Origin of the sequence: Picosynechococcus sp. PCC 7002 (assembly GCF_963860125.1) — a bacterium.
Taxonomy (GTDB): Bacteria; Cyanobacteriota; Cyanobacteriia; order Cyanobacteriales; family MRBY01; genus MRBY01.
Map to the genome: position 1 here is coordinate 1909980 of NZ_CAWLFA010000001.1, position 12384 is coordinate 1922363.

Here is a 12384-nt window from a genome sequence, read left to right on the forward strand (position 1 = left end):
GACAACTTAGTTTTTAAGAACGTTATCCATAAAAAACGCCCTATTACATCGTTATTCCATAAATAAAATTTCTTTTACCTGTCGTAAATCTTCGAGGAAATACCATGATCGTAGTCATGAAAGTTGGCACTCCTGAAGCCGAAATCAACCGTTTAGGGAGTGAGCTTAAAGAGTTAGGCCTGACCCCCGAAAAAATTGTTGGGGCCCACAAAGTGGTCATTGGCTTAGTGGGAGATACCGCCACTTTTAACATTGAACTGATCCAAGAAATGAGCCCCTGGATCGAAAATGTACTCCGGGTCGAAAAGCCCTTTAAGCGGGTCAGTCTTGAGTACCGTCATGGTCAATACAGCGAGGTCGTTGTGCCTACTCCGAACGGGGATGTCACCTTCGGCCCCAATCATCCGGTGGTCGTCGTCGCTGGCCCTTGCTCCGTTGAAAATGAAGAAATGATCGTTGAAACCGCCCTCCGGGTCAAAGCAGCCGGGGCAAAATTCCTCCGGGGTGGGGCGTACAAGCCGAGAACTTCTCCCTATGCGTTCCAGGGCCACGGTGAAAGTGCTTTAGAATTGTTGGCGGCAGCACGGGAAGCCTCCGGTCTAGGGATTATCACAGAAGTAATGGATACGGCGGACGTAGAAAAAATTGCTGAGGTTGCCGATGTGCTCCAAATCGGCGCGCGCAATATGCAAAACTTTGCCCTCTTGAAGAAGGTAGGAGCTCAGAATAAGCCGGTGTTGTTAAAGCGTGGGATGGCCGCCACCATCGACGACTGGTTAATGGCTGCAGAATATATTTTGGCGGAAGGAAATTCCCAGGTGATCCTCTGTGAACGGGGCATTCGCACCTTCGATAGTAAGTACACACGCAATGTTTTGGATCTATCGGTGATTCCGGTGTTGCGCAGTTTGACCCACTTACCGATGATGATCGATCCGAGCCACGGTACAGGGAAGTCTGAATTTGTTCTTTCCCTGGCTAAAGGGGCGATCGCCATTGGTACTGATTCGCTGATGATCGAAGTTCACCCCAACCCGAAGAAAGCCCTTTCCGATGGCCCCCAATCCTTGACCCCAGAAGCGTTCGACCAGGTGATGCAAGAACTGGCAGAGGTTGAAAAATTAACGGGACGTGGCCAAAAGGAATTGGCAACAGTTTAAGGCCCCTGTGATGGCTGGTTAATGTCAGTACCTAACGTGATATCCCTGCTACTTGGAGTGGGGATTTTTTATTTACAAGTCAAGGTTGCCGCAAAAATCTTGGCCGTTGTAGCTTAAAGGAAGGCACCGGAAGGAATTTAAGGTGATGGAAAAAATGGCACAGCAAGCGGACGTTTTAATTTTAGGAGGCGGGATCATTGGTTTGGCGATCGCCGTCGAATTGCAACAACAGGGTTGTGCCGTGACAATCCTGAATCGAAACTTTACCGAGGCTGCCTGCCATGCCGCTGCCGGAATGCTCGCCCCGGAGGCCGAAGGGTTAACAGGAACGATGCTCGAATTGGGGCGGCGATCGCGCAATATGTACGCCGACTGGTGCCGCAAAATTGAACAACTCAGCGGCGTCGATGTGGGTTATTTGCCCTGTGGTATTTTTGCTCCCAAATCCGTTGCACCGAGCCAAACCGTGACTGATAGCGCTTCTGTTTGGCTAGACCGCGCCCAACTGACCTACCATGAACCGGGTTTTGGTGATGGGGTGGTGGGAGCCTGGTGGCACCCCGAAGATGGCCAAGTAGACAACCGCCGTCTGAGCCAAGCCTTACTCCAAGCGGCACGGGGTCTGGGAGTGGTAATTAAAGAAGGCGTTACTGTTTTGGGTCTCCAACAAATCCAAGGACAGGTGCAAGCGGTGCAGACCGATCAAGGGCTATTCCAAGCGGGCCATTATGTTTTGGCCGCAGGTTCCTGGTCGAGTCAGATCACGCCCCTGTCCGTTTATCCGATTAAAGGGGAAATGATGTCCCTGAGGATGCCGAATCCTGAGGCCCTCCGGCGGGTGATTTTTGGTGATAATCTGTACCTCGTGCCGCGCACCAATGGGACCCTAATCATTGGGGCTACCGCAGAAACTGTGAAGTGGCAACCCAACAATACCCCCCAAGGGATCCAAACCCTGCTGAATAAAGCGATTCAACTGTTGCCGAAACTCAAAGATTGGGAAATCACGGAACTCTGGTGGGGTTTTCGGCCCGCAACCCCCGATGAAAAGCCGATTCTGGGGGCATCCCCTTGTGAAAATCTCACCTACGCCACGGGCCATTATCGCAATGGCATTTTATTGGCTCCCATCACGGCGAAACTCATTGGCGATCGCCTAATCCGCAACCAAGCAGATCCCCTCCTCCAACATTTTTCTTACCAACGCTTTTTAAATAACCCAACCCATCAACCCATGCAAAACGGTCACAACAGTCAGAATGCTCAAAACGGTTCAATGCCGAGCTTTTTTATCAGCCCCAAAACCACAACTGCAACGCCAAACCCCACGGAAACCCCTGATCAACTGGTCATTGCCGGTCGTCGCTTTACTTCCCGGTTAATGACAGGAACGGGGAAATATCCCTCAATTGCCGCAATGCAAGCAAGCGTTGAAGCCAGCGGTTGCGAAATTGTCACGGTGGCAGTGCGTCGCGTCCAAACCAAAGCCCCAGGCCACGAAGGACTTGCCGAAGCCCTCGACTGGCAAAAAATTTGGATGTTGCCTAATACGGCGGGCTGTAAAACTGCCGAGGAAGCGATCCGGGTAGCTCGTTTAGGTCGGGAAATGGCCCGTCTGTTAGGCCAAGAAGATAACAACTTTGTCAAATTAGAAGTGATCCCCGATGCCCGCTACCTACTGCCGGATCCCATCGGTACCCTCGACGCCGCAGAACAATTGGTCAAAGAAGGGTTTGCGGTGCTGCCCTATATTAATGCCGATCCTCTGTTGGCGAAACGCTTAGAGGAAGTGGGCTGTGCCACGGTGATGCCCCTCGGTTCTCCCATTGGGTCGGGCCAGGGGATTCAAAATGAAGCCAACATCAAAATTATTATTGAACAGAGCAAGGTTCCCGTGGTGATTGATGCGGGGATTGGCTCCCCTAGTGAAGCGGCCTACGGGATGGAATTGGGAGCCGATGCGCTACTGGTCAATTCGGCGATCGCCCTCGCTAAAGATCCCGTACAAATGGGTCGAGCCATGGGGTTAGCCACCACTGCCGGCCGCCTCGCTCACCTAGCCGGGCGCATTCCGGTTCAACATATTGCCAGTGCCAGTTCTCCCCAAACTGGACTGGTCAGCACCTAAGTTCCTCCTGTCGATTGAATGCGGCGATCGCATCATCAATATTCTGATTTCGCAAAAGCAAGCCAGGCCCGTAGTTAACACTACAAAATCTCCCTGACTGAATGTTTACCTTGGTCAAATCACCCTGGATATCCAGCCGACGCCCATAGCAACATCAGTATTGAAATCAGGATTAACTCCATGACTGACGCCGCCACAATCCAAAAAATCAAACTCACAAAAATCGAACAAGCCAAACAAGCCAAACCCGGCTTAGCGATTAAAGATGAGTTGGCAACCCTGGCCCAGGCTGGCTGGGAAGCCATGGATCAAGATGACTTAATCATTCGTCTTAAATTTCTGGGACTTTTTCACCGACCGGTGACCCCAGGCAAATTTATGCTGCGTCTGCGGACTCCCCACGGCATCCTCAACAGTGCCCAAGTGCGCGCCCTAGCAGAAATTGTGCAACGCTACGGCGAAGACGGGAGTGCCGACATCACAACCCGCCAAAATATCCAATTACGCGGCATTCGACTGGAAGACACCCCAGAGATTTTGACGAAATTAAAGCAAGTGGGCCTCACCACGGTACAGTCTGGCCACGATAACGTGCGCAACATTACAGGGTCTCCCGTCGCCGGTATCGACCCCGAAGAATATTTTGATACCCGGGAACTCGCGGCCCAACTCCAAAATATGATCACCAATTACGGTGAAGGCAGCCTCGAATTTAGTGACCTCCCCCGGAAGTTTAATATCTGCCTAGAAGGAGCGCCGGATAATTCTTCCCACGTAGAAATCAATGACATTGGCTTTGTCCCGGCCTTTAAGGATGGGCAATTTGGCTTTAATGTCCTGGTTGGCGGATATTTTTCTGCCCAGCGACAAGCCGAAGGGATTTCGATTAATGTTTGGGTTCCCCCCAACGAAGCTGTCCTTGCGGTCAGTCGTGGTATTTTAGCGCTATATACCCGCCACAGTGCCGAGGAAGGTCTCCGGGGAAATCGGGCCAAAGCGCGGGTGTTGTGGCTGGTTGAAGCGTGGGGTGTCAATGCTTTCCGGGCGAGATTAGAAGCAGAAATTGGCCAATCTTTAGAACCGGCAGCCCCAGAACACGCCTTAACCATGGATAAGCGAGATCACATCGGTGTCTATGCCCAAAAACAAGCAGGTTATCACTATGTGGGCTTGCATGTCCCCGCCGGACGCTTGACCGCAGAGGACATGTTCGAGGTAGCACGCCTCGCAGAAACCTATGGCAATGGCGAAATTCGGGCCACAGTGGAAGAGAATTTCATTATTCCCTACGTCAAAAGCGAAAACGTTGAGGCGCTACTCCAGGAACCGTTACTAGAAAAATTCTCGGTGAATCCTTCGACCTTGGTACGTTCCTTTGTGTCCTGCACAGGTAATCGCTACTGCAATTTTGCCCTTGTGGAGACGAAGGAACAGGGGTTAGCTTTGGCCCGTGAATTGGATGCCGAATTAGATATTCCCCAACGGGTACGGATGCACTGGACTGGCTGCCCAAATTCCTGTGGTCAAGCCCAGGTGGGTGATATCGGCTTTATCGGTTCTAAAGCGAAAGTTGATGGGGCAATTGTCGAAGCGGTCAATGTGCTCACTGGGGGAACGGTCGGTAACCAGGCGAGCCTCGGTGCGCCGGTAGCTCAGAAAGTGCCCTGTGGGGACACCCTCAAGGCAACTGTGAAGCATATTTTAATCGAACAGTTTGGAGCAACGCCGAAGTCGGAGTAGGCTGAAGTCCTTCTAATTTTGCTTTAATCTTAAAAACTTACAAACCATCCCACAGAATCCGTCAGTGACTCTGTGGGATTTTTGCTGGATGGAATTTGTTGGGACGAGGAGACTAAATTTTTTCGCTGACCCAGATTCGATAGAGCTTACCATTCGCATCTATTAACCAGTGAGCTACAAGGCGGGTCGGCACATTTCGATCTGTTTTGAGGGGAAAAGGGATCGAAGTTTGGGGGGTGGTTGGATTAGCAACATGATGCATTGTTCAAATCTCCTGGACACGCCAATAGGTAATGAAAGGATTAAGTCATAATTTACTTTTTCTTAACCTTGGTTTTAGTATACACCGAAGCTTTTGGGAGATTTCCTTTGTATCACGGTTTTAAAACGGAAAAGTCCGTAAGGATATAGTTAATCTATTCTTAACCTTGGAGCGGGATTGGGGGCGATCGCCTTGCCTCTGGGGATAGCCTCAGGCGACGAATTCACGGGAGGCAGCTTTTTAATTATTCGTTACAAACTTCATGAAAAATCACATTCACCGAGGCCGAAAACGTGCCAATTCAGGTTAGTCTGGAATACTAGTTTGACCTGTGTCGACCTAAAGAAGCCTTGCAACATCAGCCTTTGGGCCATCAGGTAAACCCTTTTAATAAATAGATAAAACTTCTTCCCACGCAACCATGACAGCTTTGCAAACAGAATCCACCAATGCCAGTTCCGCTAAGCCTGTGCCCCCCAGTGATTCCAAAGAACGGGTGAGCCAGTTTATGCAGCAAATCCAGGACAAAATTTGTCAGGGATTAGAGGTGGCCGACGGAAAAGGAAAATTTCAGGAAGATTCTTGGCAGCGACAGGAGGGCGGCGGCGGTCGTTCTCGGGTAATGCGTGAGGGGAATGTCCTAGAACAGGGGGGCGTCAATTTCTCTGAGGTATGGGGTGATCAACTGCCGCCTTCGATTTTGAAACAGCGCCCTGAAGCCGCAGGCCACGGGTTCTATGCCACGGGCACATCAATGGTGTTACATCCCCGCAATCCTTATATCCCAACGGTTCACCTCAACTATCGTTATTTTGAAGCTGGCCCCGTCTGGTGGTTTGGCGGTGGTGCAGATTTGACGCCCTACTACCCTTTTGCTGAGGATGCGGCCCATTTCCACAAAACCTACCAAGCCGCCTGCGATCGCCACCACAAAGAGTATTACAACGTCTTTAAGCGCTGGTGTGATGAATATTTCTACCTGAAGCACCGGGACGAAACCCGTGGGGTCGGTGGATTGTTCTTCGACTATCAAGATGGCACCGGGGAACTGTATAAAGGCCCCCACCCCGATAAAGCTGCTGCTGCCTACAGTAAGGATTTAGGGGAACAGCCCCAGCGCAGTTGGGAAGATATTTTTGCGTTTGTGCAAGACTGTGGTGGTTCCTTCCTTGATTCCTATGTGCCGATCATTGAACGGCGACGCAACACAGAATATGGCGATCGCGAACGGCAATTCCAACTTTACCGCCGGGGCCGCTACGTCGAATTTAACCTCGTCTATGACCGGGGAACTATTTTCGGCTTGCAGACCAATGGCCGTACCGAATCGATTTTGATGTCTTTACCGCCCCTGGTGCGTTGGGAATATAGCTACAGTCCTGAGCCTGGTACCCCAGAGGCAGAACTCTATGAACGGTTCCTCAAGCCCCAGGATTGGGCCAACTGGCAAGGTTAAGAATCGGCCTCTTTTAAAGAGTCAAAACCGAAAGCGAAAATTGTAGTGATCACTGGGGCAAATCTGGGGGCGCGAACGCCGAGATTTCCCCAGAATTTTGATTTGGGGCATAATAGCTCAGGTATTACCGGAAAAGTCCAACACCAGCGGTGGCAATTCAAGCCGCTTTGGGGTGTTGCTCACCACTGCCCGGTCAGCTTTATTGTGCCCTAGAGAACGATTGATGCGGGTTACACCGAGAACACTACAAAACTATAAAAAAACGGCACGACCCATCGTGACCCTGACGGCCTGGGACTATGCGATCGCCCGCTTAGTTGATCAAGCCGGGGTCGATGTCATCCTGGTGGGGGACTCCCTCGCGATGGTGGCCCTCGGCTATGAAAATACGCTGCCTGTGACCCTAGAGGCGATGATTCACCATACCCAGGCCGTTTGTCGGGGGGTTAAAAATGCCCTCGTGGTCAGTGATCTTCCTTTTTTAACCTACCAAGAAAGCCTCTCCCAGGCGATCCATACGGCGGGTCGAATTCTCAAGGAAACCACCGCCCAGGCGATCAAACTGGAAGGGGGACACCCAGCGATGGCCGAAACGGTGGAACGTCTCACTCGCTTAGGGGTACCGGTGATGGGTCATGTGGGTCTCACTCCCCAATCGGTGCATACCCTGGGTTATCGGCAACAGGGCAATACGGAACTAGAAGCGACACGGGTGATCCAAGAGGCGATCGCCCTCGAACAGGCCGGGGCCTTTGCGGTGGTCTTAGAACATATTCCAGCGACCCTGGCACAGACGATTACCGAAAAACTGACAATTCCGACCATTGGCATCGGCGCGGGACGCCATTGTGATGGGCAAGTGCTGGTAACGGCGGATCTTTTGGGCCTCAGTGAAAAAGCGCCCCCCTTTGCCAAACAATATTTAGACTTAGACAATCTGATTACCAACGCAGTCCAACGCTATAGCGATGATGTTCGTACGCAGCAGTTTCCGCCCCATCTGGGCTCCTAGATTTCTCGTATTAGGGGCAGGGGTACTGATGGGCATGGCCTCGGCCCCCGTCGAAGCTTGGTATCTCGCTTGGATCGCCTTGATCCCCCTCTGGATCTATCTTGGGCGATCGCCCCAAAGGACTAAGTCATTCCCATCTGCTCAAGGTCGTAAAGGTCTACGGGCGATGCGTAATTTTTACCAGAGATACAAACAGCCCCTCTGGTTGAGTTTTTATTGGGGTTTGGGGTACCAGGGTTTTACGCTGTTTTGGATTACGGGGATTCACCCGATGACCTGGATGGGGGTTCCTTGGCTGTGGAGTTTGGCGATCGCCATTGTTTGCTGGATTATTATCACCCTGTGGGGGGCGGGCATCCCGGTGCTCTGGGCGTTAGGGATGGTTTGTTTCGAGGAATTTCGTGCTTCCTTCGGGCCTTTAAGCTTTGCCGGGCGACTTTACCGGGTTGTTTATGGGGCGTCCTTGTGGTGTGTGATCGAATATCTCTGGAGCCAGAGTGATCTCTTTTGGCACTTCCTTGCCTTTAGCCAGAGTCCCCATAATTTAGCGATTTTACAATTGGCTCAACTGTCGGGATTTACCACCATTTCTTGGCTCATTGTGCTGGTGAATGGTTGTCTTGCGGAGGCCTGTTTCGATGCGACTGGGACTGTGCGCTTCCACCGTTGCAGTGGTCTGTTGGGGGGACTCACCCTAATTCTTCTGGGTAGTGCTCACCTGATTGGTTGGTCGCTACTCCAGACAACGCCCGTTACCAGCGATCGCCCTGCCCAAATCGGCATTATTCAGGGGAATATTCCCAACGAAATTAAACTCTACCAAGATGGTAATCAGTTGGCGATCGCCAATTATCGCGCGGGCTATGAAACCCTTGCCCAACAGCCCCTAGACTTGATTATTACCCCGGAGACGGCCTTACCCTTTCGCATCGAGCAAATTCTCCAGGCAACCTTTTGGCCCCGCCTGATCCGCACAGAAAACGTCCCCCTCGTCCTGGGGGCTTTTAGTAGTGAAGCAAATAACTTTACCAACAGCCTATTTGCCCTGGATCGCCAAGGCTACGTATTCAGCCGCTACAACAAACAGCGCCTCGTGCCCCTGGGGGAATATATTCCCTTTGAAGCTGTCCTGGGCAAGATCATTAATCGCTTGTCGCCCCTCGATGCCCACCTGGTGCGGGGCCAAAACCCAGCAGTGATGCAAACCCCCCTCGGCCCAGCCACCGTTGCCATCTGCTATGAGTCCGCCTATCCAGAACATTTCCGTCGCCAAACCGCCGCCGGGGGAGAATTTATCATTGTGGCTTCCAATGACGCCCACTACAGTGAAACCATGCCAGCCCAACACCATGCCCTCGATGTGATGCAGGCGATCGCCAATGGTCGTTGGTTAGTGCGGGCTAACAATACGGGTCATTCGGGCGTGATTGACCCCACCGGAAAAACTTTGTGGTTATCTTCCCTAAATGAATTTGTCACCTACAGCGCACAAATATATTTAAGCGATAAAAAAACACCCTATGTCCACTGGGGAAATTGGCTCGTTAAAAGCCAAGGTTTATTCCTATTAGGAACGGGTTTGTCTGGATATATTAGCTACGCTCACAGAGCCAGAGTTTAGGGAACTTAGGCAATACAAATAGACAATAAAAAAGGGAAGCTTTTCCCCTTGAAATCTTCTGAATTTTGCTGACTAGATCATTGCTAGAAAATGGACTTTAATCGGACAAATTAAGGTCTTGCTCCTGGAGGGATTTTTCGATGTTGAACCGTTGCTCGGCATTGCGAATAAAGTAGCCCCCCATCATTGCTGAGGCCAACAAGTGACCAAGCTGTTCGCGGCTCATATTGACCGATACATTAAATCCATCGGCGCTAGATAAAACGCCTAATAACCCAACAATATTGCGTTCGATAACTTGGTTAACAGCCGGAGATTGGGGCTTTGACATGTGGGCAATCATTTCTGGAGACAAAGACTGGACATAATGCCAAAGCTCGTCTGAACCTTGTTGTTTGTTGCCTGTGAGACCATAAAAACTTTGGGCTTCGTTATTCACCAGTCTTTCCTCCTAGATGCTCAATGGGAGTGATGCGTTGAATCACTATGTTTTGATGCAATACTAACTAAGGCTAATGTAACAACTTATTGACAACCCAGAGGGGAGTGTAACCGAACTTTTGCGGTGGCGTTTTTACGATTTTCTCCCCCCAGGCGATCGCCAAATTATCCTTTGACTGAGCAATTAACTGGCTAAATATTCACCCATTTCCGCTTTTCGTTTGCGGAGTTTAGCGAGGGCTTCCCGTTCAATTTGACGTACCCGCTCCCGGCTGATGCTCAGATGTTCACCAATTTTTGCGAGGGTGTGGGGCGTCCCATCCCGGAGACCAAAGCGGAGGGTTAAAACTTCCTGTTGTTGGGCGGTCAAATCATTTAACATCCGCGCTAAATCCCGTTTTAGAGCCGCATGGGTCGCATAATCATCGGGGGTTAAGCCATCGTCTTCGAGGAGCTCGATCAGTTCCGTGTCGTTGTTATCCCCAACCCGCAGGTCTAGAGAAAGGGGCTGGCGGGATTTTTCGAGGTAGTCCCTGACTTGCTTGGTGGTTAAACCTAGTTCATCGGCTAGTTCTGGGATTGAGGCAGAACGTCCATTGGCTTGGGCAAGTTGGCGCTGGGCTTTCTTAATTTTATTGAGCTTTTCGGTGATATGAATCGGGAGGCGAATCGTGCGACTCTTTTCGGCGATCGCCCGGGTGATTGCCTGCCGGATCCACCAATAAGCATAGGTCGAGAAACGATAACCCTTGGTCGGGTCAAATTTTTCTACCCCCCGTTGCATGCCGATGGTGCCCTCTTGAATCAAATCGAGGAGATCCATATTGCGCTTAATGTATTTTTTCGCCACTGAGACCACAAGGCGGAGGTTCGCTTCGACCATTTTTTGTTTTGCCTGCTTCCCTAGGAGGAGTTGCTTTTTCAGCTCCCGCTGGGAAAGGTTCGCTGCCTGGGCCCATTCCTTGAGGCTCGGCTCTTGATCCTGCTTCTCTGCTAATTCGGCTTTAAGCTTCTCTAGGTTGACCATTTTCTGGACACGGCGAGAATAAAGAACTTCCTCTTCGTGGGTTAAAAGGGGAACTCTTCCAATTTCTTTAAGATAGGTACGGACAGGATCGGCGGAGTATTTGGCAGTTTTCATAGGTCAACTCGGCTAGAAAGGACGAAATTTAAAAAATGAAAATAAGAAGCTACTCCCTAGACTGGATTCGCCAGGGCTGCGGAAAAAGTGAGTTGTCCACTAAAGGAAACAGGCAAGGTCTGTACTGACGGAGCAGCGATTTAACCTTGGTGAAAAAACGAGAATCGAAATGCTTAATTTTTATTTATGAATTTATTTTACCAAAAAATTAGAGTTTTATTAAGTTTATTTAATAAATGTAAAGTTACTGAGAATGGCAAACAGGCCGTAGGGGAAACTACGGCGGACTAAGGGATCCAGGCACAAATTAGGGCGATGGCGAGTCCTCTTGGGGGACAAAATCAGGGTTGCGTTTAGAAAATCCCCAAATAAACATGGCGGCGATCGCCGTGATCATCAGCCATTCAGGCATCACAAAACTGGGATAAACCGCCTTAAGGAGGAGACGAACCCCCACAAAGCCCACGGTCACAAAACCTGCATCTTCTAAGTTGGTAAATTCATCGAGCCAGCGGATAAACAGCCCCGCCAGAAAGCGGAGGGTCAGAACGCCAATGGTGCCCCCAAGCACAATCAACCAAATGTCTTCCGCGACGGCGATCGCCGTTGTGACGCTATCGAGGGAAAAGGCTAAATCCGTGACCGCAATCATCGGAATCGCTTGCCAGAGGGACTTGAACTCTAGGCTATGGTGGTGATTTTTATCATCTTCAGGGGAGGTAAAGTAGCGAAAAACCAGCCACAGCAAATACAATGCCCCCAAAAGTTCTACTTGCCAATAATGGATCACCCAAGTTGCCGTGAAAATGAGGGTGATTCTGAGAATGTAAGCCACCATCAAACCAATGTTGAGGGCTTTGCGTTGTTGGGTCGGACTGGCTAACCCCTGGGCGATCGCCGCGAGGGCAATGGCATTATCGGCTGAAAGAACAGCTTCTAGGGCCACCAAAATCACGAGAATGAGAGACGTTTCTAAGCTGAAATGCAACTGGGGATGAAGAATTTGCTCGAGCATGGGAAAAATTCGACACAGTAAACTTTTGAGAACAATTCAAGACAAAAAAAGACCGCCCGTCGGGTTGCTGTGGCGGCAAATGGGTCACCTTAAGGCCATTGTAAACAAACTATCCAGTCAACGGCAGAAACTTCTCAGAATCAAGGTTAAAGCGACGCATTTTTGGTGAATGGGTGAAGGTTGGGGTGATATGTTGCGTCTTGTTACAAAACCTTGGGGAAACCAGAGGCAATATCGCAAATTAAGGGATAAACCTCAGTTTATATTCGGAGTTTTTAAAATTATGGGAATTTCTGATACCCAAGTGTTAGTGGCCCTTGCCATTGCCCTCATTCCTGGTGTTTTGGCTTTCCGGCTCTCCACTGAGCTTTATAAGTAAATTTGTCTAAATCTGCCACAGAAGCAGAC

Annotated in this window: 10 protein-coding genes; 7 read left to right on the plus strand and 3 right to left on the minus strand. The window is 50.4% G+C overall.

All coding sequences use genetic code 11. The features are described from left to right. Nucleotides 1-104: 104 nt before the first annotated feature. The 6 genes from aroF to lnt all read left to right on the plus strand — a co-directional run bounded on the left by aroF (nucleotide 105) and on the right by lnt (nucleotide 9379). Complete coding sequence (aroF, locus tag AACQ84_RS09285) at nucleotides 105-1160, plus strand: 3-deoxy-7-phosphoheptulonate synthase (protein WP_012307436.1); 1056 nt, start codon at nucleotides 105-107, stop codon at nucleotides 1158-1160. 154 nt (nucleotides 1161-1314) lie between these two features. Further along, a complete protein-coding gene (gene thiO / locus AACQ84_RS09290) occupies nucleotides 1315-3288 on the plus strand; it encodes a glycine oxidase ThiO (protein ID WP_041443897.1) in 1974 nt (657 codons plus the stop codon). 180 nt (nucleotides 3289-3468) lie between these two features. After that, nucleotides 3469-5028, plus strand: a complete 1560-nt coding sequence (locus AACQ84_RS09295) for a ferredoxin--nitrite reductase (RefSeq protein ID WP_012307438.1) — start codon at nucleotides 3469-3471, stop codon at nucleotides 5026-5028. A 683-nt stretch (nucleotides 5029-5711) separates the two neighbouring features. After that, on the plus strand, nucleotides 5712-6746 hold the full coding sequence (hemF, locus tag AACQ84_RS09300) for an oxygen-dependent coproporphyrinogen oxidase (RefSeq protein WP_012307439.1): 1035 nt from the start codon (nucleotides 5712-5714) through the stop codon (nucleotides 6744-6746). A 223-nt stretch (nucleotides 6747-6969) separates the two neighbouring features. After that, nucleotides 6970-7758, plus strand: coding sequence for a 3-methyl-2-oxobutanoate hydroxymethyltransferase (gene panB / locus AACQ84_RS09305; RefSeq protein WP_012307440.1), 789 nt, complete (start codon nucleotides 6970-6972; stop codon nucleotides 7756-7758). Next, nucleotides 7715-9379, plus strand: coding sequence for an apolipoprotein N-acyltransferase (gene lnt / locus AACQ84_RS09310; RefSeq protein ID WP_238986473.1), 1665 nt, complete (start codon nucleotides 7715-7717; stop codon nucleotides 9377-9379). Before panB ends, lnt begins: the two co-directional genes overlap by 44 nt. A gap of 97 nt (nucleotides 9380-9476) precedes the next feature. Here lnt and AACQ84_RS09315 read toward each other — a convergent pair whose 3' ends face one another. From AACQ84_RS09315 to AACQ84_RS09325, 3 genes are all read right to left on the minus strand, one after another. Continuing rightward, nucleotides 9477-9818, minus strand: coding sequence for a DUF760 domain-containing protein (locus AACQ84_RS09315; RefSeq protein WP_012307442.1), 342 nt, complete (start codon nucleotides 9816-9818; stop codon nucleotides 9477-9479). 186 nt (nucleotides 9819-10004) lie between these two features. Then, nucleotides 10005-10961 carry an RNA polymerase sigma factor, RpoD/SigA family gene (locus AACQ84_RS09320; RefSeq protein WP_012307443.1) on the minus strand — a complete coding sequence of 319 codons (957 nt, stop codon included), beginning with the start codon at nucleotides 10959-10961 and terminating at the stop codon, nucleotides 10005-10007. A gap of 307 nt (nucleotides 10962-11268) precedes the next feature. Beyond that, on the minus strand, nucleotides 11269-11976 hold the full coding sequence (locus tag AACQ84_RS09325; RefSeq protein WP_012307444.1) for a TerC family protein: 708 nt from the start codon (nucleotides 11974-11976) through the stop codon (nucleotides 11269-11271). A gap of 283 nt (nucleotides 11977-12259) precedes the next feature. On the opposite strand from AACQ84_RS09325, the gene psaM reads away from it, so the two are divergent. After that, nucleotides 12260-12355, plus strand: coding sequence for a photosystem I reaction center subunit XII (gene psaM / locus AACQ84_RS09330; protein WP_012307445.1), 96 nt, complete (start codon nucleotides 12260-12262; stop codon nucleotides 12353-12355). Nucleotides 12356-12384: the final 29 nt, after the last annotated feature.